This is a genomic window from Citrobacter sp. Cf132, from assembly GCF_030333885.1.
GTDB classification, from domain to species: Bacteria; Pseudomonadota; Gammaproteobacteria; order Enterobacterales; family Enterobacteriaceae; genus Citrobacter; species Citrobacter freundii.
The window spans coordinates 724,404-749,823 of sequence record NZ_JAOWFA010000057.1 but is presented as its reverse complement, the minus strand read 5'-3'; the positions used below and the strand labels follow the sequence as shown (position 1 = coordinate 749,823).

Annotated in this window: 24 protein-coding genes; 12 read left to right on the top strand and 12 right to left on the bottom strand. The window is 49.7% G+C overall.

Features of this window, described 5'->3' with window-relative positions; all coding sequences use genetic code 11:
* Nucleotides 1–32 precede the first annotated feature (32 nt).
* Nucleotides 33–980, top strand: a complete 948-nt coding sequence (prs, locus tag OGV85_RS17010) for a ribose-phosphate diphosphokinase (protein ID WP_001518537.1) — start codon at nucleotides 33–35, stop codon at nucleotides 978–980.
* 124 nt (nucleotides 981–1,104) lie between these two features.
* Nucleotides 1,105–2,787 (top strand): C4-dicarboxylic acid transporter DauA, encoded by a 1,683-nt coding sequence (gene dauA, locus OGV85_RS17005; RefSeq protein ID WP_003020797.1) that lies wholly within the window; start codon nucleotides 1,105–1,107, stop codon nucleotides 2,785–2,787.
* A 120-nt stretch (nucleotides 2,788–2,907) separates the two neighbouring features.
* Here the strand turns inward: dauA and OGV85_RS17000 are convergent, their stop codons facing one another.
* Both OGV85_RS17000 and OGV85_RS16995 read right to left on the bottom strand, forming a co-directional pair.
* Nucleotides 2,908–4,371 (bottom strand): pyridoxal phosphate-dependent decarboxylase family protein, encoded by a 1,464-nt coding sequence (locus OGV85_RS17000; protein WP_061548118.1) that lies wholly within the window; start codon nucleotides 4,369–4,371, stop codon nucleotides 2,908–2,910.
* A 15-nt stretch (nucleotides 4,372–4,386) separates the two neighbouring features.
* The gene (locus tag OGV85_RS16995) at nucleotides 4,387–5,772 is read right to left on the bottom strand and encodes a diaminobutyrate--2-oxoglutarate transaminase (RefSeq protein ID WP_003020802.1); all 1,386 of its coding nucleotides are present in this window, start codon (nucleotides 5,770–5,772) and stop codon (nucleotides 4,387–4,389) included.
* Nucleotides 5,773–6,380: 608 nt separating this feature from the next.
* Between OGV85_RS16995 and lysC the strand changes: the two genes are divergently transcribed.
* Nucleotides 6,381–7,742, top strand: coding sequence for a lysine-sensitive aspartokinase 3 (gene lysC, locus OGV85_RS16990; protein ID WP_003020806.1), 1,362 nt, complete (start codon nucleotides 6,381–6,383; stop codon nucleotides 7,740–7,742).
* A gap of 114 nt (nucleotides 7,743–7,856) precedes the next feature.
* Here lysC and ychH read toward each other — a convergent pair whose 3' ends face one another.
* Nucleotides 7,857–8,138: a stress-induced protein YchH gene (gene ychH / locus OGV85_RS16985; RefSeq protein ID WP_003020810.1), complete on the bottom strand. Its 282-nt coding sequence runs from the start codon at nucleotides 8,136–8,138 to the stop codon at nucleotides 7,857–7,859.
* A gap of 274 nt (nucleotides 8,139–8,412) precedes the next feature.
* Between ychH and pth the strand changes: the two genes are divergently transcribed.
* Both pth and ychF read left to right on the top strand, forming a co-directional pair.
* A complete protein-coding gene (pth, locus tag OGV85_RS16980; protein WP_003020814.1) occupies nucleotides 8,413–8,997 on the top strand; it encodes an aminoacyl-tRNA hydrolase in 585 nt (194 codons plus the stop codon).
* Between the two features lie 115 nt (nucleotides 8,998–9,112).
* Nucleotides 9,113–10,207, top strand: coding sequence for a redox-regulated ATPase YchF (gene ychF / locus OGV85_RS16975; RefSeq protein ID WP_003020818.1), 1,095 nt, complete (start codon nucleotides 9,113–9,115; stop codon nucleotides 10,205–10,207).
* A 172-nt stretch (nucleotides 10,208–10,379) separates the two neighbouring features.
* Here ychF and OGV85_RS16970 read toward each other — a convergent pair whose 3' ends face one another.
* The 5 genes from OGV85_RS16970 to OGV85_RS16950 form a co-directional block, all read right to left on the bottom strand.
* Entirely contained in the window at nucleotides 10,380–10,646 is a 267-nt protein-coding gene (locus OGV85_RS16970) for a YkgJ family cysteine cluster protein (RefSeq protein WP_003020821.1), read from the bottom strand.
* Nucleotides 10,643–12,214, bottom strand: a complete 1,572-nt coding sequence (locus tag OGV85_RS16965; RefSeq protein ID WP_181522797.1) for a cobalamin adenosyltransferase — start codon at nucleotides 12,212–12,214, stop codon at nucleotides 10,643–10,645. The genes OGV85_RS16970 and OGV85_RS16965 overlap by 4 nt, the downstream gene beginning before the upstream one ends.
* A 46-nt stretch (nucleotides 12,215–12,260) precedes the next feature.
* Nucleotides 12,261–13,358, bottom strand: coding sequence for a hypothetical protein (locus OGV85_RS16960; RefSeq protein ID WP_061548556.1), 1,098 nt, complete (start codon nucleotides 13,356–13,358; stop codon nucleotides 12,261–12,263).
* 38 nt (nucleotides 13,359–13,396) lie between these two features.
* The gene (locus OGV85_RS16955) at nucleotides 13,397–14,317 is read right to left on the bottom strand and encodes a helix-turn-helix transcriptional regulator (RefSeq protein WP_032949433.1); all 921 of its coding nucleotides are present in this window, start codon (nucleotides 14,315–14,317) and stop codon (nucleotides 13,397–13,399) included.
* A 477-nt stretch (nucleotides 14,318–14,794) separates the two neighbouring features.
* Nucleotides 14,795–15,790 carry a LacI family DNA-binding transcriptional regulator gene (locus OGV85_RS16950; protein ID WP_003020837.1) on the bottom strand — a complete coding sequence of 332 codons (996 nt, stop codon included), beginning with the start codon at nucleotides 15,788–15,790 and terminating at the stop codon, nucleotides 14,795–14,797.
* 173 nt (nucleotides 15,791–15,963) lie between these two features.
* Between OGV85_RS16950 and OGV85_RS16945 the strand changes: the two genes are divergently transcribed.
* The 3 genes from OGV85_RS16945 to OGV85_RS16935 all read left to right on the top strand — a co-directional run bounded on the left by OGV85_RS16945 (nucleotide 15,964) and on the right by OGV85_RS16935 (nucleotide 19,702).
* Nucleotides 15,964–17,400 (top strand): glycoside hydrolase family 32 protein, encoded by a 1,437-nt coding sequence (locus OGV85_RS16945; RefSeq protein WP_061548557.1) that lies wholly within the window; start codon nucleotides 15,964–15,966, stop codon nucleotides 17,398–17,400.
* Between the two features lie 30 nt (nucleotides 17,401–17,430).
* On the top strand, nucleotides 17,431–18,378 hold the full coding sequence (locus OGV85_RS16940; RefSeq protein ID WP_061548558.1) for a PfkB family carbohydrate kinase: 948 nt from the start codon (nucleotides 17,431–17,433) through the stop codon (nucleotides 18,376–18,378).
* A 64-nt stretch (nucleotides 18,379–18,442) separates the two neighbouring features.
* On the top strand, nucleotides 18,443–19,702 hold the full coding sequence (locus tag OGV85_RS16935) for an MFS transporter (RefSeq protein ID WP_008322595.1): 1,260 nt from the start codon (nucleotides 18,443–18,445) through the stop codon (nucleotides 19,700–19,702).
* Between the two features lie 78 nt (nucleotides 19,703–19,780).
* Here OGV85_RS16935 and OGV85_RS16930 read toward each other — a convergent pair whose 3' ends face one another.
* From OGV85_RS16930 to ycgZ, 4 genes are all read right to left on the bottom strand, one after another.
* Entirely contained in the window at nucleotides 19,781–20,332 is a 552-nt protein-coding gene (locus tag OGV85_RS16930; RefSeq protein WP_003844029.1) for a LuxR C-terminal-related transcriptional regulator, read from the bottom strand.
* A gap of 132 nt (nucleotides 20,333–20,464) precedes the next feature.
* Nucleotides 20,465–20,731, bottom strand: a complete 267-nt coding sequence (locus OGV85_RS16925) for a biofilm development regulator YmgB/AriR family protein (RefSeq protein ID WP_003020849.1) — start codon at nucleotides 20,729–20,731, stop codon at nucleotides 20,465–20,467.
* Nucleotides 20,732–20,765: 34 nt separating this feature from the next.
* Nucleotides 20,766–21,038 carry a hypothetical protein gene (locus OGV85_RS16920; RefSeq protein WP_003844030.1) on the bottom strand — a complete coding sequence of 91 codons (273 nt, stop codon included), beginning with the start codon at nucleotides 21,036–21,038 and terminating at the stop codon, nucleotides 20,766–20,768.
* Nucleotides 21,039–21,079: 41 nt separating this feature from the next.
* On the bottom strand, nucleotides 21,080–21,316 hold the full coding sequence (gene ycgZ, locus OGV85_RS16915; protein WP_003020856.1) for a regulatory protein YcgZ: 237 nt from the start codon (nucleotides 21,314–21,316) through the stop codon (nucleotides 21,080–21,082).
* A gap of 317 nt (nucleotides 21,317–21,633) precedes the next feature.
* On the opposite strand from ycgZ, the gene OGV85_RS16910 reads away from it, so the two are divergent.
* From OGV85_RS16910 to OGV85_RS16895, 4 genes are all read left to right on the top strand, one after another.
* Nucleotides 21,634–22,863: a diguanylate phosphodiesterase gene (locus OGV85_RS16910; protein ID WP_061548559.1), complete on the top strand. Its 1,230-nt coding sequence runs from the start codon at nucleotides 21,634–21,636 to the stop codon at nucleotides 22,861–22,863.
* A 203-nt stretch (nucleotides 22,864–23,066) separates the two neighbouring features.
* Nucleotides 23,067–23,798, top strand: a complete 732-nt coding sequence (locus OGV85_RS16905; protein ID WP_003841536.1) for a MerR family transcriptional regulator — start codon at nucleotides 23,067–23,069, stop codon at nucleotides 23,796–23,798.
* A gap of 309 nt (nucleotides 23,799–24,107) precedes the next feature.
* Nucleotides 24,108–24,638 carry a Csu type fimbrial protein gene (locus OGV85_RS16900; protein WP_003020867.1) on the top strand — a complete coding sequence of 177 codons (531 nt, stop codon included), beginning with the start codon at nucleotides 24,108–24,110 and terminating at the stop codon, nucleotides 24,636–24,638.
* Between the two features lie 14 nt (nucleotides 24,639–24,652).
* Nucleotides 24,653–25,375 (top strand): fimbrial biogenesis chaperone, encoded by a 723-nt coding sequence (locus OGV85_RS16895; protein ID WP_003020869.1) that lies wholly within the window; start codon nucleotides 24,653–24,655, stop codon nucleotides 25,373–25,375.
* The last annotated feature ends 45 nt before the right edge of the window (nucleotides 25,376–25,420 follow it).

The window sequence follows — 25,420 nt, the reverse complement described above, 5'->3', positions numbered from 1 at the left end:
CCACCAATGGACGCATGCCTGAGGTTCTTCTCGTGCCTGATATGAAGCTTTTTGCTGGTAACGCCACCCCGGAACTAGCACAACGTATTGCCAACCGCCTGTACACTTCACTCGGCGACGCCGCTGTAGGTCGCTTTAGCGACGGCGAAGTCAGCGTACAAATTAATGAAAATGTACGCGGTGGTGATATTTTCATCATCCAGTCCACTTGTGCCCCTACTAACGACAACCTGATGGAATTGGTCGTTATGGTTGATGCGCTGCGCCGTGCTTCCGCAGGCCGTATCACCGCCGTTATTCCTTACTTCGGCTATGCTCGTCAGGATCGTCGCGTACGTTCCGCTCGTGTACCGATTACCGCTAAAGTCGTCGCTGATTTCCTGTCCAGCGTTGGCGTTGACCGCGTCCTCACCGTTGACCTGCATGCTGAACAGATCCAGGGCTTCTTCGATGTACCGGTTGATAACGTATTCGGTAGCCCGATCCTGTTAGAAGACATGCTGCAGCTGAACCTGGACAACCCAATTGTGGTTTCTCCAGATATCGGTGGCGTCGTGCGTGCCCGCGCTATCGCTAAACTGCTGAACGATACCGATATGGCTATCATCGACAAACGTCGCCCGCGTGCGAACGTTTCTCAGGTGATGCACATTATTGGTGACGTTGCAGGTCGTGACTGCGTGCTGGTTGATGACATGATCGATACCGGCGGTACGCTGTGCAAAGCAGCAGAAGCACTGAAAGAACGTGGTGCAAAACGCGTATTTGCTTACGCAACCCACCCGATCTTCTCAGGTAATGCGGCAAACAACCTGCGCAACTCTGTTATTGATGAAGTCGTTGTCTGTGACACCATTCCACTGACTGACGAAATCAAAGCACTGCCAAACGTGCGTACATTGACCCTGTCGGGTATGCTGGCCGAAGCGATTCGTCGTATCAGCAACGAAGAATCCATCTCTGCTATGTTCGAGCATTAATCGAGCCCGGCTCAAAAACCCGCTGCGGCGGGTTTTTTTATCTGTAATATTTATTTGTATGACTTTTGCCTCCTTCACCTGCCATTCAGTTGACAGATGATGCGCCCATGGATGAAACATTATTGTGAACAGATTATTTTCCTCACATGTGATGCCTTTCCGCGCCCTCATCGACGCTTGTTGGAAAGAAAAATATACTGCTTCCCGCTTCACCCGCGACCTGATCGCCGGGATAACGGTTGGGATCATTGCCATTCCACTGGCGATGGCGCTGGCAATAGGCAGTGGCGTTGCTCCGCAGTACGGTCTGTATACCTCAGCCGTTGCTGGGATTGTTATCGCCCTTACCGGGGGCTCGCGCTTTAGCGTATCTGGCCCAACCGCCGCCTTCGTGGTGATTCTGTATCCGGTGTCGCAACAGTTTGGGCTGGCAGGCCTGCTGGTTGCCACGCTCATGTCCGGGATATTCCTGATCCTTTTCGGCCTCGCCCGCTTTGGTCGTTTGATCGAATATATTCCGGTCTCCGTGACGTTAGGTTTTACCTCAGGTATCGGTATCACCATCGGTACCATGCAGATTAAAGATTTTCTCGGCCTGCAAATGACCCACGTGCCAGAGCACTATTTGCAGAAGGTGGGCGCGCTATTTATGGCCTTGCCGACCATCAACGTGGGTGATGCCGCGATTGGCGTGGTGACACTGGGGATCCTGATTTTCTGGCCGCGTCTGGGTATCCGATTACCGGGCCACCTTCCCGCACTACTGGCAGGTTGTGCGGTAATGGGTATCGTGAACCTGACCGGCGGCCATGTCGCCACCATCGGATCTCAGTTTCACTATATTCTGGCTGACGGCTCGCAGGGCAATGGTATCCCACAGTTGCTGCCGCAACTGGTATTACCGTGGAATATGCCAGAGTCAAACTTTACTCTGAGCTGGAGCTCGTTACAGGCGCTGTTACCGGCAGCCTTCTCGATGGCAATGCTCGGGGCGATCGAATCTCTGCTGTGCGCCGTCGTACTCGATGGGATGACCGGCACCAAACACAAAGCTAACAGTGAACTGATTGGTCAGGGACTGGGCAACATCGTCGCACCGTTCTTTGGCGGTATCACCGCCACGGCGGCAATTGCCCGTTCTGCGGCAAACGTCCGCGCGGGTGCAACCTCGCCAATCTCAGCGGTTATCCATGCGATTCTGGTGATCCTTGCCCTGCTGGTGCTTGCACCGCTGCTTTCCTGGTTACCGCTTTCCGCCATGGCCGCCCTGCTGCTAATGGTGGCATGGAACATGAGTGAAGCGCATAAAGTGGTGGATTTGCTGCGTCATGCGCCGAAAGACGACATCATCGTCATGCTGATGTGTATGTCGCTGACGGTGCTGTTCGATATGGTTATCGCCATCAGCGTCGGTATCGTTCTTGCATCTCTACTGTTTATGCGTCGTATTGCGCGCATGACGCGTCTGGCGCCGGTTAACGTTGACGTACCGGACGATGTGCTGGTGTTGCGCGTCATTGGCCCGCTATTCTTTGCCGCGGCGGAAGGATTATTTACCGATCTCGAGTCGCGTATTGAAGGTAAACGCATCGTAGTCTTGAAGTGGGACGCGGTCCCGGTACTGGATGCCGGTGGTCTGGACGCTTTCCAGCGCTTTGTGAAAAAGCTGCCTGAAGGCTGCGAGCTGCGGGTATCTAACCTGGAATTTCAGCCGCTGCGCACCATGGCGCGCGCCGGTATTCAGCCGATTCCCGGTCGTCTGGCATTCTTCCCGAATAAAGACGCCGCTTTAGCGGATATTAAATAGCAAAAAGGCTCCCGTGAATGGGAGCCTTTTTATTGCCGGATGCGCTTCTCTTATCCGGCCTACAAAACCCAAACGTTGCGCCGACCCCGTAGGCCCGATAAACGCAGTGCCACCGGGCAATTACGCGCTTAAAATGCTCAATGCCGTTGCCTTCACGCTGGCCAGCAGGACTTTCACATCTTCCAGGCACACCGTCGGGTTCAGCAGCGTCAGCTTCAGGCAGGTGATGCCATCCGCTTCAGTCACGCCGACGTTGGCGCTACCTGAAGCCAGCAGCACGTCGCCAATACGCTGGTTCAGCAGCGCAACGAACGCCATATCGTCGCTTTCAGGACGGAAGCGGAACAGCACGCTTGCCAGCTGTGGTTCCATCACCAGTTCAAGATGCGACTGGTTTTTGACAAACTCAGCAACATCACGCGCCAGCGTTACGCCATTATCAATGATTTCGGCATACTGCTTTTTGCCCAGCGCTTCGAGGCCCATCCACAACTTCAGCGCATCGAAACGACGCGTGGTCTGCAGCGACTTCGATACCAAGTTTGGTACGCCAGCCTCTTCATCGAAATCAGAGTTCAGGTACGCCGCCTGGTAACGCATCAGCTCGTAGTGGCGCGCATCTTTTAACAGGAACGCACCGCAACTGATGGTCTGGAAGAACTGCTTGTGGAAATCCAGTGTCACGGAATCTGCCAGCTCAAGGCCGTTGAGGAAGTGACGATACTGCTCAGAAAGCAGTAACGCCCCGCCCCATGCCGCATCCACGTGCATCCAGATCTGATGTTCTGCCGCCAGCGCCGCAATATCCGCTAACGGATCGATGGCGCCCGCATCTGTCGTACCAGCCGTCGCAACAATGGCCATCACCTGCTCACCGTTGGCTTTCGCCTGGGCCAGCTTGTCTTTCAGGTCAGCCAGATCCATGCGTGAAAACGCATCGGTCTTCACCTGGGTGACGGAGCGGTAGCCCAGCCCCATTAACGCCATGTTCTTCTGCACGGAGAAGTGCGCGCTTTCAGAGCAGAACACTTTAATTTTGCTCAGATCACCGGTCAGACCATCTTGCTGAATGGAATGTCCCAGGCGAGCAAAGAAGGCGTCGCGCGCCAGCATCAGGCCCATCAGGTTGCTCTGGGTGCCGCCGCTGGTGAACACGCCGGCATCGCCTGCCGCATAACCCACCTGCTCACGTAGCCATTCGATCAGTTTGATCTCAATGATCGTGGCCGACGGGCTTTGGTCCCAGGAGTCCATACTCTGGTTAGTGGCGTTGATCAGCACTTCCGCCGCCTGGCTAATCACCAGGCTTGGGCAGTGCAGGTGCGCCACGCACTGAGGATGGTGAACCAACAGGCTGTCTTTGAGAAAGTATTCAACCGCACGCTCAATAGCGGCCTGGTTGCCCAGGCCCTGAGACGTAAAATTCAGGTTGATACGTTCACGCAGTTGTTCAACGGTTTTGCCCTGATACATCTCAGGCTGCTTCAACCATTCAACGACCGCTTGCGTACTCTGCTCGATAGCGTCCTGATAGGCGGCGATGCTTTGCGCCGAGCCGGACAGAATCGGGTTTACGTCTGACATTCGATCCAACTCCGTTTAAACCGGCTTCACGCCAGCGCCCAGCAGGGCGTTTTCGAATTTATCGAGGAAAATTTCCAGCTCAGCGTTGGTGATCAGCAGAGACGGCAGCAGACGCAGCACGCAGCCGTTGCGGCCACCACGCTCCAGAATCAGCCCGTTTTCGAAGCATTTCTTCTGCAGCAACGCAGACAGCTCGCCATCAGCCGGGTAGCAACCCATATGATCCTGCGCTTCGTTCGGATTCACGATTTCCAGGCCGATCATCAGGCCCAGACCACGCACCTGGCCGATAACCGGGTAGCGTTTCTGCAGGTCAGTCAGTTTGCCTTTCAGCCACTCGCCCTGGGCGGCAACTTTATCGGCAATCTTGTCGTCTTTGAGGATCTTCAGCGTTGTCAGACCGGTCGCCATCGCCAGTTGGTTGCCGCGGAAGGTGCCAGTGTGGTGGCCCGGAGCCCACGCATCGAATTGCTTTTTAATGCCCAGTACCGCCAGTGGCAGACCGCCACCAACCGCTTTGGACATCACAATGATGTCTGGCTCAATGCCAGCGTGTTCGAAAGCGAACAGCTTACCGGTACGTGCGAAACCAGCCTGAACTTCATCGATGATAAGCAGAATGCCGTGTTCCTGGGTTACTTTACGAATGCGTTGCAGCCATTCGACCGGAGCCGGATTCACGCCACCTTCGCCCTGCACCGCTTCGAGGATTACGGCAGCCGGTTTACGCACGCCGCTTTCAACGTCGTTGATCAGGTTTTCGAAGTAGTAGGTTAATGCTTTGACGCCAGCGTCCCCGCCGATACCCAGCGGGCAGCGGTACTGATGCGGATATGGCATAAACTGCACTTCCGCCATCATGTTGCTGACGGCTTCTTTCGGTGACAGGTTGCCGGTCACGGACAGCGCGCCGTGGGTCATCCCGTGGTAGCCGCCGGAGAAACTGATGATACTGGAACGGCCGGTCACTTTCTTCGCCAGCTTCAGCGCCGCTTCAACAGCATCTGCACCGGACGGACCGGTGAACTGCAGGCAATATTCTTTGCCCTGGCCCGGTAATAAAGAAAGTAAATATGATGAGAATTCATCTTTTAATGGGGTAGTAAGATCAAGCGTATGTAACGGTAAGCCGCTTGTGATGACACTTTGAATGCTCTGCAGCACTTCAGGATGATTATGACCAAGCGCCAGGGTTCCGGCACCTGCCAGGCAATCAAGATATTGATTATTTTCTACATCAGTAATCCAGACGCCCTGCGCTTTAGCGATTGCTAATGGCAGTTTACGTGGATAGCTGCGGACATTAGATTCAAACTCAGCCTGTCTTGCTAAAAAGGTATCATTGCTCTGTGGTAATGAATTAGCACTTAAAGTATCAATACGGACTTTATCCGTCATCATATCACTCCTACAACCAGGTGTAGATTAACGCCTGATTGAATAAATGGTTATAAGGATTACCTGTAAAAAAGCGCGGCTAATATATGTTGTTTTAGCTTAGGACTCAATCATTTATTTTTTTGCATCAGAAATAACAACTTTCCCTTTAAAAATCAAAGCACAAAGACTATCTACCATTACTAAATCCTAAAGAAATATAGCTATTTAATTAACAATGTTGTCGCTAATTGCAACGCAGACAATGTAATAAAAACCATGAGATTTTCATGTTTTTATTATTTTTTTACACGTTTTTACCATTAATAATGTAGGCACTTTCTTGTTACGACATGATTTTTCACTTATTTGCCTATAAATCGAATAAAAAAGTCGATCCCTTAATATAAATCACTTAGTATGGCGCGCTTATTTGCAGGCTTTGTAAATAAAATTAATGCGCAGCACCCGGTAACGCGTACAGGCGACACTCGTTATCGACAACAGGTATACCCTGGGTTGTCAGCAGAAATGTTCGCGGGCGGACATTTCGTAAGGTGAACTTTGTTCCCTTATGCCGAGAATGAAAATTTTCTAGCCATACTTTTATGGCGCCCTGATATGAGATTGTTATGACTCGCATTTATCCACCATCCGTCGTTGCCAAATTTGGCGGCACCAGCGTCGCTGATTTTGATGCGATGAACCGAAGCGCCAGCATTGTCCTTGCTGATCAAGATGTCCGTTTAGTCGTTTTGTCTGCTTCAGCAGGCGTGACAAACTTACTGGTCGAGCTTTCTGAAGGTCTGGAAACGCATCAACAATTAGATAAGCTTGAGACTTTACGCGCCATCCAATACAACATTATTTCCCGCCTGAAGCAGCCTTCCGTTATCAGCACGGAAATCGATAATCTTCTCAACAATATACATCGTCTTGCACAAACGGCGATGGTTTCACCGTCTGATGCGTTAAGCGATGAATTAGTCAGCCATGGCGAGCTGATGTCCTCACTACTGTTTACTGAAGTCTTACGTGAACGGCAGGCCGAGGCCGAGTGGTTTGACGCCCGCTGCGTGATGCGTACTAACGCGAACTTCGGCTGCGCCGAACCCGAGCTTGGCACACTGCACCACCAGGTGGAGACTCACCTGCGCCCTCGTCTTGAGCAAGCGATTATGGTGACTCAGGGATTTATCGGGCGTGATGCCGCAGGACACACCACAACGCTTGGACGCGGCGGTAGTGATTACACGGCTACGCTTCTCGGTGAGGCGCTTCACGCCACACGCGTTGACATCTGGACCGACGTCGCAGGGATCTACACCACCGACCCACGCATTGCGCCGCGGGCCAAACGAATCGACCATATCTCATTTTCCGAGGCCAGCGATATGGCCGCCTACGGTGCGAAGGTCCTCCACCCGGCTACGCTACTCCCGGCAATGCGTAAAAGCATTCCGGTCTTTGTTGGCTCAAGTAAGGATACTGCCGCCGGAGGTACGTTGGTGCACAACACCACCGATAATCCACCTCGCTATCGTGCGCTCGCCGTGCGTCGTAAACAGACGCTGTTGCGGTTACACAGTCTGGAGAAGCAACCTTCCTGCTCTTTCCTGGCGCAGTCCTTCGCCATTTTGGCTCGCCACGCTGTCACGGTGGATTTGGTTACAACCTCAGAGAATAGTATTGCGCTGGCGCTGGACGCCACTCATGCAACCTCAGGTGAAGACCATGTGCTGACCACCGCATTGTTTACCGCATTATCCTCCCACTGTCGTGTGGAAGTGGAAACCGGGCTGGCGTTGGTCACTTTGGTGGGGAATCAACTCACACAGGCTGCGGGAGTTTGCAAAGACGTTTTTGCCTGGCTTGAAGAGCATACGGTACGAATGATTTGCCATGGAGCATCGAACGACAACCTGTGCATCCTGTTACCGGCTGACGATGCAGACAGCGCGATTAGAGCATTACATTACCGGTTATTCGAATAATTCTTCTCTTATTCTGTCGCATCCAGTTTAAGCAATGATCATAAACAAGCAGAGCCCTGGTTTTATAACCGGGGCTCTTCATTCTGACCACCGCCCTCTCAACAGAGGGAGGATTTAGTTATGACGGTGATTGGTGTCACCACGACGGCAGCGTTTGTCATAATGACGTACCCACCAGTAACGGTCACTGATTTGTTCGTGTCCACCCACTCTGGCACCTGCTAACCAGAGAATACCGCCAACAAAAATACTGAGCACCGCACCATGTGCGAAAAACTGCGGCAGATTAAATTGCGGCAACTGGTTTAAAATTGAATAACCCACACCCACAACCATTACCACCAACCCTAAAGCCATGAGCACGTTACCGAGTAGCGAAGCGTTTTTGCGTTTCATGTGTCACCTCCGGAACTTTGGGTTGTTACAGGGAATACCCCTAATCCTTATGTGTAAAGTATAGACAACACTGCCGTTCGCAAGTGCGGGAGCGATCACAATTACAAACACTCATGCAACAAAACTTTACAAATAAGCCACTGAACATACTCATTTTCTAATAGTTCCTTTGTGCAATTATTCAGCTTTTGGCGATAAGCACGCAGTTTTTTGTCAAGCGCACCGTCAGACAGTAAACTACACGTCGTTTATCGAAACACTCAGGACAAAACACGTGGCGATTAAATTGATTGTCGGCCTGGCGAACCCCGGCGCAGAGTATGCGGCAACGCGACACAATGCAGGCGCATGGTATGTAGATCTACTGGCAGAGAGATTACGCGCCCCCCTGCGCGATGAGCCGAAATTCTTCGGTTACACCTCCCGAGTAACGCTTGAAGGTGAAGATGTCCGTCTGCTGGTACCGACCACATTTATGAACCTTAGCGGCAAGGCCGTCGGCGCGATGGCCAGTTTTTATCGTATCAACCCAGATGAAATTTTGGTCGCGCACGATGAATTAGATCTGCCTCCTGGCGTCGCCAAATTTAAGCTTGGCGGAGGTCATGGCGGACATAATGGCCTGAAAGACATCATTAGCAAATTAGGTAATAACCCCAACTTTCATCGTTTACGCGTTGGAATTGGCCATCCGGGCGATAAAAACAAAGTTGTCGGATTTGTTTTAGGCAAACCGCCTGTTTCAGAACAGAAGTTAATTGATGAAGCGATTGACGAAGCGGCACGTTGTACCGAGATTTTGTTCAAAGATGGCCTGACCAAAGCTACGAGCCGGTTACACACCTTTAAAGCGCAATAAGCAGTGATGTGCGGCATTTTTCTCGCGTGCTGTGTATAATAGGCAAAGTTATTTACATTTCTACAATCTGTTTTCCATAACAGGTTGAATATCAAAAGATTAAGGTGATTTAAACATGGGATTCAAATGCGGTATCGTCGGTTTGCCAAACGTAGGCAAATCCACCCTGTTCAACGCGCTCACAAAAGCGGGTATTGAAGCGGCAAACTTCCCGTTCTGTACTATCGAGCCGAACACCGGTGTTGTCCCGATGCCCGATCCGCGTCTGGATCAGCTGGCCGAAATCGTCAAACCACAGCGTATCCTGCCTACCACGATGGAATTCGTCGACATTGCAGGTCTGGTAAAAGGCGCGTCCAAAGGTGAAGGTCTGGGTAACCAGTTTCTGACGAACATCCGTGAAACCGAAGCTATCGGCCACGTGGTGCGTTGCTTTGAAAACGACAACATCATCCACGTTAATAACAAAGTGGATCCGGCTGATGACATCGAGGTTATCAATACCGAACTGGCGCTGTCTGACCTGGATACCTGTGAGCGTGCTATCCATCGTGTGCAGAAGAAGGCCAAAGGCGGTGACAAAGACGCTAAAGCGGAACTGGCTGCGCTGGAAAAATGCCTGCCACAGCTGGAAAACGCCGGCATGCTGCGCGCGCTGAAAACGCTGACTGACGAAGACAAAGCGGCCATCAAATACCTGAGCTTCCTGACCCTGAAGCCAACCATGTATATCGCTAACGTCAACGAAGACGGTTTTGAGAACAACCCGTACCTCGACAAAGTGCGCGAAATCGCGGCTGCCGAAGGTTCTGTTGTGGTTGCCGTTTGCGCTGCCGTTGAAGCTGACATCGCAGAACTCGATGATGCTGATCGTGAAGAATTCATGGCTGAAATGGGTCTGGAAGAGCCAGGCCTGAACCGCGTTATCCGTGCTGGTTACGAATTGCTGAACCTGCAGACCTACTTCACCGCTGGCGTGAAAGAAGTCCGTGCATGGACCATTCCTGTCGGTGCCACGGCTCCGCAGGCAGCAGGTAAAATCCATACCGACTTCGAGAAAGGCTTTATCCGCGCACAAACCATAGCGTTTGAAGATTTCATCACCTATAAAGGTGAGCAAGGTGCGAAAGAAGCTGGGAAAATGCGTGCCGAAGGTAAGGACTATATCGTCAAAGATGGCGATATCATGAACTTCCTGTTCAACGTCTAAATAAAATTTGTTGTCTCATGAGATCTCAACACATCTCATAAGAATCGCAAAAAGCTAAAAAATCCACGCAATTGCGTGGATTTTTTATTTCGTAATGTCTCAACTCATCTCGTCACAACACCGTCAAAAATGAGTACATATTGACACTGGCTCCTTCGTGAAGCACACCGTCCTACAGTTTCTCCAGAATTAAACACGCTTCACGATTAAGCGTAATGAACTCCTGCCAGCTATATTGCTGTTGGTAGTTAAGCTGATACTGCTTCTCTACCTGGCAAATAAGCGGACGTGTTTCATAAATCGCACACAGCTTTGTCTCCATCTGATAGTGCTGACAAATGCCATCACCGCGATCTAGAAATTGCGTTTCACTGGCGCGATCGACGTGGCGGCAACAAGCGCCGCACTGGTTACAGGGAAACGCGGGCGTTAGCGTCATAGCTTACTTAACCAGCTACGCACAGAGCGGGTATTCCCTGATTCAAACGGTAGCGTAATATTACGGCGCTCAACCTCTGCACGCAGCAACAAACCGCGCTCAATTTCACTATTCACCGCGTTAAGATGCAGCGAGAAACGCGATAACGCAGACGTATCAATAGCAAACTCTAACGCCGAAAGCTCCAGTAGATAACGATCGAGTTCAACATTCACCTGCTGATAATACTCTAGTGCTTTTTGATACTTATCTTTAAACGTATCCAGAAACGCCCAGACCTTTTTCATCAATGCGCTGTGTTCCAGGAAGTAGTTCATTACCAGCGTCAGAATACCTGTCGCCAGCGCACCGCAGAACGCGGCCAGTTCCGGACCAAAAGGAAAGACGAGCATCTTGGCTAAAGCATCATTAACCACCACTCCAGCAGCCACGGCCACACCTGCAGCCACCAGCTTGCTCACCGCTTTAGCTAGCAGCCCCGGCGTTAACCCCTCAGGGTTAAAGACCATAACTTTAAAGGCCTGTACCAAATTGTTCCACATCTCACGAATCAGGCGCACCATCATCTTCTTAGTCGTAAAGAAGATATTGAAGAGCGTCGTCGTAATGCTGGAGAGCACGCCACCGATGGCACCGTCTTTAAAGGACGTCAGGAAAGTGCTGAATTTACCCTGCACTCGCTGCCAGACTGCGCGTAATGCCTCCGCCGCATCTTGCAGGAAGTCTCCGGCATCGAATGAACGACGATGCTTCTCAAACATCACGGGAATACGCTCGCGGAACTCAAACCAGGTCTCTGCCAGAACCAGCCCCAACATCTGCCGCGTTCCCATGCGAAATGCATTGTTCATTGTGGCGGTGGCGACATTCTTCGCAAACTTGCTGCTGGTGTAATATTCCCCATTGATCGTACTGTTGTATTTTGCCCGCGCCTTTTTGTCGGCCTCTTTCATCCGTTCAAAATCGGCGGCGGCTTTATTTTCCAGCTTATTCAGTTGTTTTTGCTCTTGCTCGGAAAGCGTTGGCTGGCTGCGCAAACGGGCAATTTCCTGCGTGGTCACAGCATGCTGTTCTTGTAGCGTTTGCACGAAGGCATCCATCGTTTTCGCCTTCTTCGCCTTATTCAGCGACTCATTCGTGAAGGTCAGATTTGATGAATCATTAGCCAGATCGGCACCATCGCATTCGGCAAGGATACGCCCTGGATCGTTGTGAATTTCATGGGCGGCAATAATATGGTCGAGGTTCTTTTTATCATTAGCCGCAAATTTCTCACCGGTGTAGGTATCGGTCAACGTACCGGCCTCGTGCGCCTTTTTTCCCGCCCGGTTGGTGGCAATGTAGTTTTCGTGGCTATGGTAATGATGAGAATCATACCCTTCACGTTGCTCGTACCGTTGACGCTCAGCATCGGTAGCATACACTCCCTCGCGAGCGTTATGAATGGTATTCACATCGCCGCCGTGTTTATCCTCCAGCAAGAGAAAATCCAACCCAAAAGAGGTGGTCAGACTCTTGACCACCGTCTGATGTAACTCTTCACCCCAGTCAAACCTGGCTGTGTTCATTGTGCTCGCCCATAGCAATGCCGGGCAGATTCGCCCGGCGAGTCGATTAAATACGAGAAGAAAATGCGTCAAACTCAGAAGCAGAAGCCGCCAGTTTTTCGTCCAGAATCTCTTTGTTCAGCAGGTTCATACCATTGCTGTCGGTCTGCAGTTGGATCACCCCATCTTCGATAATGGCTTCACCGTTTTCCTGCGTCACCGGCTTGAACAGCGGCGTGGTGATCACGTCGGTCATGATGGCGGCTAATTCATAACCATGGTCGATAATCGCCATGATCTCTTCCGACTCACTAATCTCGGTAGTGATATTCTTCTCATGACGTTCAACAATGATGGCGTGCATCGCTTTCAGCGGCTCAAAGTAATGCTGAATAAAGACGCTATGCATACGGGTTATTGATTCATAAATGCTATTTACATACTGCTGCACCTTCGTCAGCTGCGCTTCAGCCGCATTCATTTTTTCCACCGCCGCGGTCACTTCACGGGAGCTTTGATAAGCATTGTTAAGCGCCTTTTCGGCATGGCTATCGTAAGCCCAGCCCGCAATAGCAATCAGCGGAGCCACCACTGCACCGCCAAGCACCATCGCGCCGCCCGCCATCCCCCAACCACCTGCGGCCAGGGAACCACCACCAATCGCCGCCATTGTGGCGTTATACGCCGCCGCACCAGACAGGGCGGCGATCGGCGTACCGGTAGAAGCTGCGGCAAACGCCATCACGCCGCTGTACACGGCAAAACCAGCGGCAGCACCAGAAACCCCGGCTCCGACGACCGTCGTCAGGTATTCCGTGGCGGAAATCGCCAGGTTCTGAATTTTATTGATGTTATGCTGTGGTACCTTCAGACGAAGATCTTTATGCCCATCTTTCGCCATACGCGCCAGCAGTTCGTCGGCAATCGTTTTAAACTCATTGAAATCTTTACCGATTTCCAGCTCTTTTTCACCCAGTTCGGCCAGTTTTTTCGACGTTGTTTCATTTGCCAGATCAAAGCTCTCTTTATGCTTATCAAAGCGACGCTGCGCGCGATCTAATACATCATCAGCTTCCGATTTTTTCTGATAGCCATCATAAGCTTTTTTGCCGCCAAACGCCGTTGCCGCTGCCGCGACGCCCAGAATAATGAATGGTAATGCCATAGATAATAATCTCCTGTGCAATAAGTCGTTGTTACCCGCTACGCATCACATTCCTGAACAGGAACTGAGTCGCGATCGCCAGTGATGTAGTTATGCAGTAAGTTGATGACCGTTTTTTTCAACCATTCTGGTTCCAGAATTTCTATATTCGGTAACCAGAATAGAATTAGTGGAATAATTTGATTCTCATGTGCTGCCTTGCAAAGCAAAGTCACGCCATCATTCTCTTCGCGAATCAATTCTTGCTGAGGCAGTAAGTCTCGTCTTAAGAAGTAGCCAGCAATACTGTGTTTAATACGCACCCGCACCTCAAACGTCTCTTCACTCACCCAAGGATCGCGATGCTCATCAATTAATGACAGTGTGGGTGTATCGACAGCAAAATGCTCTTTCCGGATATCCAACCACCGAATTTTACTTAACGAAAAAGACTTTAGTTTCCCGTCCTCAGTCGCCTGCAGATACCAAATATTTTTCTGGTTAGCTAATTTATAAGGATGAACGGTGCGCGTTTTGTCTTTATATAAAATATGACAGACGCTGTTTTTCTGAATCGCTTTTTCTAATAAGTTAAAATACTTTCGCAAATCATTTCTGACTGAATGCTCAGGACGACCAAACTGAACTCTAACATGCTGTTCTGCAGCTCTTTTCTCTAAGCTAAGCCAAAAATCCTCATCTCTGTCAGGAAAAACCGCGTCGGCGTCCAGCAGCTTTGCCAGTGGATCATGAAGGGCATAGGCGCTATTATTCTGCGCTCGAATCGGTATCAATCGATACTCTCCGCCACCACACCCCTCAATAAAGGAGGAAAGCATATTAAGATCACGATAGACCGTTCGTTCAGTGATATTAAATTTCTTCATCAACTGATAGCGATTCACAACGCCACAAGTTTGTAGCTCTATTAGGATATCGACTAAACGTTCTGCTGAGCAACTCCTTGCTGAATCAGCCATAAGCACCTACTTTTCTGTTTTCCTGACATGAATTATATATAAAATGCTGACATATCCTGTCAGTGTATCGGCACGTTGATCATTTTTTTTAGAGAAATCGGCAATTTATTTGACCGTTAGTCGCATTGGGCAATTTTTAGGGGCAAAAAGCTCTCCTCGTCAAGAGTAACTACCAGAGATATACAGCCAAAAGACCGCCTGCATACATACTCAACAAACTGGCTAACGGCTATCTCTTCCACTAAGCCAAATTTACAATGTGTTGATACGTTAACATTAATAAATAACGGTTATTTTATTGAAACCCAAAATTTCGGCGAGCGTTTAATACACGACCCAACTTTGAGCCTTGTGCGCTAAACAGTGACTTAACAGTACCTCCACGTTTCAGCTTTGTAACATCCACCAGCAAATTGGCGATTCCCTCCACATAATGCACTCATTCCTCAGGTTGATGAAAGGAAGCGATTTGGTTAATCATATTGAGGCGCGCGGAAGCCAGGGGCTGTCTACCCGCACGGTATCGCGGTGATCGAGCCCCTGGATAAGATGCAGTGCACTGAGACGGCCAATTTCATAATGCGGCAGCTGTACTGTGGATAGCGGCGGCAAAAACAGCTCGCCGGTGCCTACCATGTTGTCATAGCCCAGTACGGCAACATCCTGCGGAATGCGCAGCCCTCGCCCCAGCAAGACCTGGTAGATAACAAAAGCCACGCGGTCGTTACCGCATACCACCGCATCAAACATCGGACGCGTGCCACTCAGGTAATGCCCGGCAATCTCCGCCGCATCAATATGGTGACTCTCGCCCGCCGGAAGATAGTGGTGGAACATGGCATCAGGGTCTACGCCCGCTTCACGACAGGCGCGCTCCATTCCCGCCCGGCGGCGATCGGTGGCCACAATCCCTTTTGGCAGGTGTATGCACAGCAGCCGACGATAGCCTGCGGCCAACAGCGCTTTCACGCCAAGATATTGCCCTTGCTCATCATCAGGAATATAGGTGGGAAAAGGGCCACTGATGCTTTCGCAGTTCGCCAGCACGCAGCGATACTTATGCAGCTTTTCCGGCACCGGAACCTGACGCAGCCCCATCGCGGTGTAGATAATGCCGTCAGGGCGATGCGCCAGCAGCAGATCCACCATTTTCTCTGGCTGGTCATTGCTGAACATATTCACCACAAAGCTATTCCAACCGTGCGCCCGCGCGGTCTCTTCGATAGAGAGCGTTATCTCCACGGAAAACGGCGTGGTCATGGTGTCCAGCGCTAACACCCCGATAGTGTTAGCCGTGGTTTTCGCGCCACGAATTTTTTTCGCGGAGAGATCGGAGACATACCCCAGCGCATCTACCGCTTCCATCACCTTTTTATAGGTTTCTGGCCGCAGTCGTTCGGGCTCGTTAATCGCTCGCGATACGGTCATTAACGAGACGTTAGCCCGTTGCGCCACATCCTTTAAAGATGCCATACCCTCTCCTTTGACGGCGTTCACCCTTCCGGGTCTGAAAATGCGATCTTGATAACACTCGCAAAATGTTAACGTTAACTTTTGTGATTAACATCGATATTACCATCAATTCCGCGAGAAAACCGAGAATGTTAACGTTATCTTTTGCTCAATTCACTGACAGGGACAAGCAAATGACAGCATTACTCGCCGCGGCCAACGAGGCCCTAAACCAGCAAAAAGATCGTATCAATCCGCGCTGGTATCCGCGCTATCACCTCGCCCCTCCGGCGGGCTGGATGAATGACCCTAACGGCCTGTCCTGGTTCGATGGTTACTACCATGCGTTCTATCAGCACTATCCGTGGCAACCGGTCTGGGGGCCAATGCACTGGGGCCATGCGCGCAGCCGCGACATGGTGAACTGGGAGCACTTGCCGATAGCACTGGCGCCAGAAGGACCAGAAGATAAAGACGGCTGTTTTTCCGGTTCAGCGGTGGTTGACGGCAATAAACTGGCCCTGATCTACACCGGGCACAAATTCGACGGCGAAGCGAAAGAGGAAAACCTGTATCAGGTACAGTGCCTGGCTACCAGCACCGACGGGATTCACTTTGAACGCCAGGGCATGATTCTGAATACCCCGCGAGGCGTACACCATTTTCGCGATCCGAAAGTCTGGCAAGAGGGAGACAGCTGGTACATGGCGGTGGGTGCCCGGGTCGATGACGTGGGCGAAGTACAGCTCTATCGCTCGCAGGATCTGCAGCACTGGCAGTTTGCCAGTACGCTCGCCCAGGCCGATGACGGCATGGGCTACATGTGGGAGTGTCCGGACCTCTTCCCACTGAACGATAAACTCGTCTTAATGTTCTCGCCGCAGGGCATCGCCGCGGACGGATACGATTACCGTAACCTGTTCCAGAGCGGCTATATGGTCGGCGAATGGCAGGATAACCATCAGTTCCACGTTACCCAACCCTTCCAGGAGATGGATCACGGGCATGATTTTTACGCCCCTCAGTCATTTATCACTCCGGACGGTCGCCGCGTGGTGATCGGTTGGCTATCCATGTGGGAGTCGCCGATGCCAGAACAGGCCGACGGCTGGGCTGGCATGCTTACTCTTCCCCGGGAAGTGACGCTCGATGCAGATCTGCGGCTGCGCATGAACCCGGTCAAAGAGCTGGAGGCATTACGCGGTCAGCTTCATGTCTGGCCGGTCAGTGACCTGAACAATCGCACCCTGATGGTAGAAGAAAAGGCGCATGCTCTCGAGGTCGAACTGAGCCTCGATATCGCCCGCAGCCATGCTGAACAGTATGGCATCGCGCTGGGTGACGGGCTGCGCGTCTTCGTCGATACCCAGGCACAGCGTCTGGTGCTTGAACGCCGCTATCCGCAACACGGCCTGTCGGGCTGCCGTAGCATACCGCTGCCCGCCAATGATGTGCTGGACCTACATCTATTTATCGATAGTTCGTCGGTAGAGGTCTTTGTTAATCACGGCGAGTACACCCTCAGCAGCCGTATTTATCCTGAACCGGACGATCGCCAACTGACCTTATTTAGCCAGAACGGACACGCCATTTTTAATAACGGGCATGCCTGGCCGCTCGCCGCCAATTAACCACCCGTCTCACTGCTTTGGGGAAAAATAATGACAATCTGGACGCTTGGAGATGCCGTGGTGGATTTGCTACCGCGCGACAATATGCAGTTTGAAGCCTGTGCGGGAGGCGCGCCCTTCAATGTGGCCATCGGCGTCGCCCGCCTCGGCCATGACAGCGGCTTTATCGGCCGTGTGGGCAATGACACTTTTGGCCGCTTTCTGCATCAGACGCTGGTAACAGCGCAGGTGGATACAGGAAGTCTGGAGTTTGATGCACAACAGCACACCAGTACCGTACTGGTTTCACTAGCTCCCAACGGTGAGCGGCAGTTTGAGTTTTTGGTTAATCCGTCTGCCGATCAATTTCTCAGCCCGGCGAGCCTGCCCGACTTTGGTGCCGACATTCTGCACTTCTGCTCGCTGGCGCTGGTTGCCCCTGAGTGCCGCGCCACCCTCACCCTGGCAATAGACGCATTGCGACAGGCCGGCGGTACGCTGAGCTTTGACATCAATCTGCGTCCGCAGATGTGGAGCAACGAGACGCAGATGTTTGACCTTGTCAGCGAGTTTGCCCGGCAGAGCGACATTCTGAAGATGTCGGAAGAAGAGCTGCTGTGGCTAACACAAACTGACTGTCTCAGTAGCGCCTGCGAATGTCTGGCTGATTTTCCCGCGCGCCTGAAAGTCATAACCCGCGGTGCCGACGGCGCTATCGTTTTCTGGCAGAACAACAGGCTGACTTTAAGCGGCTATCTCGTCGACAGCATCGATACCACCGGCGCCGGTGACGCTTTTATGGCCGGGCTGCTGGCGGCACTCGCCGGAGAAGGCTGGCCCACATCGACGTCAACGCTACTTCCGCTTATCGAGCAGGCCAGCGCTTGTGGTGCTCTGGCGACCACCCGGCGTGGCGCGCTAAGCGCGTTTCCCGACAGCCAACACCTGAGCAGCTTTATTCAGTCACAACCGTCGCTACGGAGAACGATTACCCCGTAATAAAGCGCACTGTTATGTCGTATTAGAAAGACCTTACAATGACCTGATCTGGATTGGAAAAATCATGAAGATAAATATGCCGTTCAGTAATGATAAATATCGATACTCATCCGGGTATCTGCTCTTTTTCTTTGCCGCCTGGTCGTTGTGGTGGTCTTTTTATGCAATATGGCTAAAAAATAAACTTGGCCTGTCCGGAACGGAGCTGGGAATGCTGTATGCCGTAAACCAGTTTTTCAGCATGCTGTTTATGCTGGGCTACGGTTTTATGCAGGATAAGCTCGGTACCCGCAAACCCCTTATCTGGATGATGGGGACTGTCATCACGCTCAGCGGTCCGTTCCTGATTTATGTTTATGAACCGCTGCTGGTCTCCAACTTCAAGCTTGGCATGGTGCTAGGCGCCATTTTCTTTGGCCTTGGCTATCTCGCCGGTTGCGGTCTGGTGGAAAGCTTCGTCGAGAAAGTGAGCCGCAAATTCAACTTTGAATTCGGCACCGCCCGCTTGTGGGGATCGCTTGGCTACGCCGCAGGGACTTTTGTTGGCGGTATCTTCTTCAGCATCAACCCACACATTAACTTCTGGTGCGTGTCGGTCATGGGGGTGTTATTCCTGGTGATTAACGTGGTGTTCAAAACCGACGCACCGGCCCCGGCATCCGCGGATACACGTTCGCCCGAGCCAGACGCGCTGACCCGAAAGGATTTTCTCACCATCTTTAAAGATTCGCAGTTCTGGTTTTTCGTTATCTTTGTCGTCGGCACCTGGTCGTTCTATAGCATCTACGATCAGCAGATGTTCCCGGTGTTTTACGCCAGCTTATTTGACGATCCCGAACTGGCACCACGCGTATACGGCTACCTCAACTCGGTACAAGTCTTTATGGAGGCCGTCGGTATGGCGCTGGTTCCGTTCCTGATTAACCGCATCGGGCCTAAATCCGCATTGCTGCTGGGTGGAACAATCATGACCTGTCGAATCCTGGGTTCAGCACTGTTCACCGATATATATATTATCTCCTTGATTAAAATGCTCCATGCGCTGGAGGTCCCACTGTTTGTTATTTCAGTGTTTAAATTCAGCGTAGCGAATTTTGATAAGCGCCTGTCGTCAACGATATATCTTATTGGCTTCAATATTGCCAGTTCCATTGGCATCATCGTGCTGTCGCTGCCTGTCGGTAAGTTGTTTGATAAAGTGGGCTATCAGGAAATCTTCCTGATTATGGCGAGCATCGTGGTAATAACACTAATATTTGGCTACTTCTCGCTGAGTAAAAAGCATCATCAGCAGAAGGGTATCAATGAACTGGTGACTGAGTAGCGAAGTTTTATTAATATCGCGACAGGGCCATTAGCCCTGTCGTCCCCCTTCAACAGTAAGTACGAACTGTCGATTTACTCAGGCATGTTCCAGCCAGTTGCGGAATATTTGCGCTCGCAGTATTCCCTGAAAATCAATCAGCCCAGAACAACCAAGCTTCTTGATCAGATTCTGCCGGGCCTGGTAAATCGTTTTTAAGTGTAGATTTAACAATGCGGATATCTCAAAAATAGTTCGACCTTCTCCTAACTGCGTTAAAATATATTTATCTCTCGCGGTTAATGAGATATTTGAATCCGATTGATTCTCGTGATTACCACCAGCACGAGTAATATCAACAATAAATTGTTTGATTGAGGCAACTCCGATATCTACTGGTAGTCTGTAAAGCGAAACATCATTAAGATACTGATACAAATGACCATCAATCAGCAATACCAGACGATGCGTTTTCAGATTGTAATTTTGCTTTTTTACCGCCTCAAAGTGATTCGCGGTAAAGAATACAAGTCGCGCATTGTCATCTTCAAAAATGATATCTGCAAGAATATTCATTAACCCTTGCCTGACAAAAATATCATCAATCCATAACTCTGCGTTTAGAGTATGTTCCTGAACGATGTTCATCATTATGGCCTCAATGAAAAATCATAATTGATTTAGAGGGGTGCTATGTATAGTCTTAATTCAAAAAATGCTTAGCATAAGGGCTTTCAGCATATAACAAGGGTACTGTACATATTTTGTTAATATGAAGACTTATTAAACGTCGTCAGCTGTGTAGCGCAACACTATTTCCAGGGTTTTTCTGATAACATCTGCCTGGACAACGTCAACAGTTGACTCCAGAGAACCAATCAGGCTTAAAATGATGTTTTTATTATTAACATTATCACCTGCCAGAATTACATTTGTTACCGCCTGCCCCAATACCACAGACTCATCTGCTAATAGCTCACCTGCATTATGGAAGTAACTTGATAAAGCTTTATCCGTCATTACGTTGTGGACATTAATTTCATGGAGCATGGTAACCTCGCTTGTATAGTCTGGAAGATTATCTTTAATGTAATTTAGGGTTTTTGCTGGCACTGAATGCACTCTCATCTCTGGTTTTATCCGGTTTTCTGCTTATTTTCTCCGGATTAATGTTTGTAAAATCATTGATAACGCTGTCAATTAATTGCTTGCGTGTGCCATCTATTTCACTGGCCTGCATAAGTCGCAATTGCTTAATCACTGCAGCTAACGAAACGTCTCTATGCATTCGCAGAATTTCTAGCACAGCCAAACCTGTAATTTCATGTTTCAAGCGTTCACTATCAGTTTTCTTCATAACGCCTTCACTACTTACCCCTATCATATAAGGGGTTTATTTTATTCAAAGAGCAGACCAATTAACGCATTGTAATGTTTTTGTTCTTTCTCCCCTGATGCTTTTTCAAGACGACACAAAAGCTTAGTGCAAAGTGATTTGCGGTTCAGATTACGTCCATCTTTGAGTATCTCAGTGACGATTTCTCCCAATGTTTCCTGTTGAGTTGGCAGATGCGCCTTTGCAAAGTAACGAGAAATCGCGCTTGCAGTATCAGTGCGAACGTTATGCTGCTGCATGTCATGCTCCTGTATCAAAATGCTGGTGAATATTAAGTTTTATAACAGTAGCAAAGTTGTACCAAAAATGTGTACAACAAGATTAATTTGTTTTTACCAAAATGTGCTAAATGATACAAATCAATTAGTTATAATTGTATCGATTGATATAAACATTAGGATCACTGTACAAACCACGTCGTAACATGGCTAAGTTTCATCTTAATCAGACCGTTCAATTGTGAAATTAAAGTTAGAATAATGTATTAAAATCAGGACATAACCTGGGTTGTCTGATACTGTCATATATCTTCCTCTCCCTTATTCCCGGACTGTCCATGCTCACGACCATTATTTACCGCAGCCATCTACGTGATGACGCCCCCCTCAAAGCGCTTGAGGATATGGTGACAGCCGCAAATATCAAAAACAGGCGATCTGATGTTACGGGAATCTTACTCTTTAACGGTCACCACTTTTTCCAACTGCTTGAAGGCCCTGAGGAGCAGGTAAAAGAGATTTATTGTTGTATTTGTAACGATCCACGGCACCACAATATCGTTGAGCTGATGTGTGATTACGCTCCTGCGAGAAGATTCGGAAAAGTGGGAATGGAGTTATTTGATCTACAAAAACATGAACGCAATGACGTTCTGCAAGCTGTGCTGAATAAGGGAACATCAAAATTTCAGCTCACCTATGATGACAGGGCGTTACAGTTTTTCCGCACATTTGTCCTTGCGACGGAAAAATCGAGCTATTTTGAAATACCAGCGCCGGATTGCTGGAGTTTTATTGCCAACAACTCTTGTACTCTCCTGGATGAAAACACACTCCCATCCGATATAGATTTCAGCTTTGCTTTTCAACCAATTATCGATCCTATGTCGCAACGCGTCATTGCTCTGGAAGCACTTATTCGTGGTAGAGACGGTGAAACGCCCGCAACTTATTTTGACAACTTAAATCCTGAGGAACTGTATACCGCGGATCTGCAGAGCAAAAAGACTGCTTTTGCAATGGCAAGCGCGCTGGGACTTAACGACAAAATGCTGTCAGTCAATCTGCTCCCCATGACCCTGGTAAACAAACCCAATGCAGTCAGCTTTCTTATAAACGAAATCGCTGCGCACGGGCTAGTGCCTGAACAAATCATTGTAGAGTTTACCGAAAGTGAAGTTATTTCTCGCTTTGATACGTTCGCGCAGGCCGTGAAGTCACTCAAGGCTGCGGGGATCTGTGTGGCGATAGACCATTTTGGGGCAGGTTTTGCCGGGCTTCAGCTTCTGTCTCGTTTTCAACCCGACCGAATTAAGATAAGCCGCGAGCTGATCACGGATGTGCATAAAAGTGGACCGCGGCAGGCTATCATTCAGGCAATTATCAAATGCTGCGCGTCACTGGAAATTATGATTTCCGCAGTCGGCGTTGAAAAACCCGAAGAGTGGATGTGGCTTGAATCCGCGGGCATTGAAATCTTCCAGGGTAACCTTTTTGCACAAGCCTGCCTGAATGGTATTCCATCTGTTGCATGGCCAGAGAAAAATGATTTCTCAGCGTCAAAATAACTAACGCATTGTTATAAATAAACAATCACCACAACCGCCCTCATGCTGAACATAAAAAAACAGCATTTACTCCTTGCATGATAGTAAAGTAAATCTTAATTTTGCTAGAATCTTATATATGTTTTGTACAATTTGATGAATGTTGTACAAAGTAGCAGGAACCGCATATCGGTGACGGAGAATCAGGAGTGTCCGGGGGAACTATGGCTTATTACAGCATTGGGGATGTCGCAGAACGTTGCGGGATAAATCCTGTCACCCTTCGGGCATGGCAACGACGTTACGGTTTACTCAAACCTCAACGCAGTGAAGGTGGCCACCGACTCTTTGATGAAGAAGATATTCAGCGTATTGAAGAAATAAAACGTTGGATTAGCAATGGCATACCTGTTGGTAAAGTTAAGGCATTGCTGGAAACCAGTACCCGTCAAGCTGACGACGACTGGAATCAATTACAAGAAGAGATGATGAGCATTCTTCGCATGGCACATCCACCGAAGCTGCGAGCCAAAATTACCGCACTCGGTCGCGTTCACCCCGTAGATGCGCTGATTGATCACGTTTATCTTCCCGTACGTCAACGGCTGATACTTGACCATAATACATCCCGCATAATGAACAGCATGCTTGATGGCGCATTGATTGAATATGTTGCAACACTGCTGTCTGAAACGCGGCGCAAGTCAGGAAAGGATGCTCTCCTGCTGGCCTGGGATGTTGAAGACAGAACCCGTCTGTGGCTCGAAGCCTGGCGTTTATCGCAATCTGGTTGGCATATTGCCGTTCTGGCTGAACCCATTGAATCGCCAAGACCTGAACTTTTCCCTGGGCAAACGCTTTTTGTCTGGACCGGTATCGCGCCAACCCGCAGACAAAATGAACTGCTACAACACTGGAATGAGCAAGGTTATAAGGTCATTTTCCACAGCCCGTAGCCAATACGTAATACGTGTAAGATAAATCATACGACTCTCATTTTTTGGGTGGTTATTTTGAGTACCATCCAAGGAATATGTTGCCCCCTATTCTCCTGACTTAACACCCGCCATAGCATAAAAACAAAACAACATACTCACCCGTTGGTATTATTTTTTTGTCGACGACATCACCTTTTTCCTAAGTAAAATTCATTAGATCAACTGGCGTACACCTAATACTTATTCTAGGGTTAAATTATGTCTTCTTGTGCCACATTATTGTTTTTCTAAAGTAATAAATGTGGTTATTTGAAAAAGGTAAAGGATATGGCTCTAGTCTTAGACAAACGCTTAATTCTTTGTTGCTGCGCCTTTTCCATTATCTCTGTGGCAAATGCAGCAACCGTTAACGGAACATTTCAGGTGCTGATGACGATTCAAAAGGCCTGTACCGTGACTGCGGGTTCGGCTTCAAATATCACACTTGGTCCGGTGAATACCACGGCGACAAATACCAGTGCAAGCAACACTATTTCAATTAATTGCTCAAAAACCACGCCCTATTTTATCGGGCTGGCGCCGTCGGCCGCTAATGGAGGGACGACGACGGGCTCGGGCGCAATGTCCTCTGTGGCTAACGCTGCTACCAATACCGATAAAGTGCCCTATCAGCTAAATCGCACGTCAGCAACAGGTCCGGTATGGGGAAATACCGCCACCGACACCGCACCTGGGAATGGCGTAGCAGCGACAGGGACCGGCCTGGTGCAAACTTTTACTGTTTATGCCACCGCACCGAGCGCCAACTTCACTCCTGACGACTATGCCGACACGGTAACGGTTAACGTTAACTACTAACTTCAGGAAGCTATATGAGAGTAAAACTGCCTGTTAAGCAGTGTGCCTGCGCATGCCTGTTAGGGATGGTTGCGAGCGCCAACCTTGCCACTGCCAGTGGGCTGCAAATAGCCCCGGTCACGTTAACGTTGCAAGCGACGCAAAATGCCGATGGTATCTGGTTGAGTAACGCGGGTGAGAATGTGCTCAATGCCCAGGTTCGGGTTTTTCGCTGGAGTCAAAGTGCTTATGACAACAAACTTTCCCCCTCTCAGGGGCTGGTGATAAGCCCGCCGATGTTGGCATTAGCCCCTGGAGAACGTCAGTTGATTCGAGTTATTCGCACAAGCCCTCCCTCGGCACATGCCGAAGACGCTTATCGTTTGTCGATAGATGAGTTACCTCCTGCAAAAGTAGAAAAAAATAAGCTTCAGTTTGTGCTGCATTATTCCGTTCCCGTTTTCATTCAACCAACATCAGCGGCACAAACGCAGGCAAAACTGCAATGGAAATTACAACAACTGGATGGCAAAAAATTCATTGAAGTCAGTAATCAGGGAAATGGGCATGCACAGTTATCTGCTGCAACATTTATAAGCCCTGACGGTACTAAAAAAGTCATTACACCCGGACTATTAGGCTACGTTTTACCAGGCTCAACAATGCGCTGGATAGTCTCCCCGTCGGCCAGTAATAATCATTATGGCGGGAAAATTGAAGTCACAATCAATGGCCAAAAAACAGTACAAGATCTGTAACAGATTCTGGCTTCTGGTGAAATATTGCTTTCTCAATGGAGTATT

What these genes read in the sequence shown, in the direction of transcription:
- OGV85_RS17000 (WP_061548118.1), bottom strand. Translation starts at nt 4,371, where the DNA reads ATGTCAGACGTAAACCCGATTCTGTCCGGCTCGGCGCAAAGCATCGCC.
- OGV85_RS16995 (WP_003020802.1), bottom strand. Translation starts at nt 5,772, where the DNA reads ATGATGACGGATAAAGTCCGTATTGATACTTTAAGTGCTAATTCATTA.
- lysC (WP_003020806.1), top strand. Translation starts at nt 6,381, where the DNA reads ATGACTCGCATTTATCCACCATCCGTCGTTGCCAAATTTGGCGGCACC.
- ychH (WP_003020810.1), bottom strand. Translation starts at nt 8,138, where the DNA reads ATGAAACGCAAAAACGCTTCGCTACTCGGTAACGTGCTCATGGCTTTA.
- ychF (WP_003020818.1), top strand. Translation starts at nt 9,113, where the DNA reads ATGGGATTCAAATGCGGTATCGTCGGTTTGCCAAACGTAGGCAAATCC.
- OGV85_RS16970 (WP_003020821.1), bottom strand. Translation starts at nt 10,646, where the DNA reads ATGACGCTAACGCCCGCGTTTCCCTGTAACCAGTGCGGCGCTTGTTGC.
- OGV85_RS16965 (WP_181522797.1), bottom strand. Translation starts at nt 12,214, where the DNA reads ATGAACACAGCCAGGTTTGACTGGGGTGAAGAGTTACATCAGACGGTG.
- OGV85_RS16960 (WP_061548556.1), bottom strand. Translation starts at nt 13,358, where the DNA reads ATGGCATTACCATTCATTATTCTGGGCGTCGCGGCAGCGGCAACGGCG.
- OGV85_RS16955 (WP_032949433.1), bottom strand. Translation starts at nt 14,317, where the DNA reads ATGGCTGATTCAGCAAGGAGTTGCTCAGCAGAACGTTTAGTCGATATC.
- OGV85_RS16950 (WP_003020837.1), bottom strand. Translation starts at nt 15,790, where the DNA reads ATGGCATCTTTAAAGGATGTGGCGCAACGGGCTAACGTCTCGTTAATG.
- OGV85_RS16945 (WP_061548557.1), top strand. Translation starts at nt 15,964, where the DNA reads ATGACAGCATTACTCGCCGCGGCCAACGAGGCCCTAAACCAGCAAAAA.
- OGV85_RS16940 (WP_061548558.1), top strand. Translation starts at nt 17,431, where the DNA reads ATGACAATCTGGACGCTTGGAGATGCCGTGGTGGATTTGCTACCGCGC.
- OGV85_RS16935 (WP_008322595.1), top strand. Translation starts at nt 18,443, where the DNA reads ATGAAGATAAATATGCCGTTCAGTAATGATAAATATCGATACTCATCC.
- OGV85_RS16930 (WP_003844029.1), bottom strand. Translation starts at nt 20,332, where the DNA reads ATGATGAACATCGTTCAGGAACATACTCTAAACGCAGAGTTATGGATT.
- OGV85_RS16925 (WP_003020849.1), bottom strand. Translation starts at nt 20,731, where the DNA reads ATGCTCCATGAAATTAATGTCCACAACGTAATGACGGATAAAGCTTTA.
- OGV85_RS16920 (WP_003844030.1), bottom strand. Translation starts at nt 21,038, where the DNA reads ATGAAGAAAACTGATAGTGAACGCTTGAAACATGAAATTACAGGTTTG.
- ycgZ (WP_003020856.1), bottom strand. Translation starts at nt 21,316, where the DNA reads ATGCAGCAGCATAACGTTCGCACTGATACTGCAAGCGCGATTTCTCGT.
- OGV85_RS16910 (WP_061548559.1), top strand. Translation starts at nt 21,634, where the DNA reads ATGCTCACGACCATTATTTACCGCAGCCATCTACGTGATGACGCCCCC.
- OGV85_RS16905 (WP_003841536.1), top strand. Translation starts at nt 23,067, where the DNA reads ATGGCTTATTACAGCATTGGGGATGTCGCAGAACGTTGCGGGATAAAT.
- OGV85_RS16900 (WP_003020867.1), top strand. Translation starts at nt 24,108, where the DNA reads ATGGCTCTAGTCTTAGACAAACGCTTAATTCTTTGTTGCTGCGCCTTT.
- OGV85_RS16895 (WP_003020869.1), top strand. Translation starts at nt 24,653, where the DNA reads ATGAGAGTAAAACTGCCTGTTAAGCAGTGTGCCTGCGCATGCCTGTTA.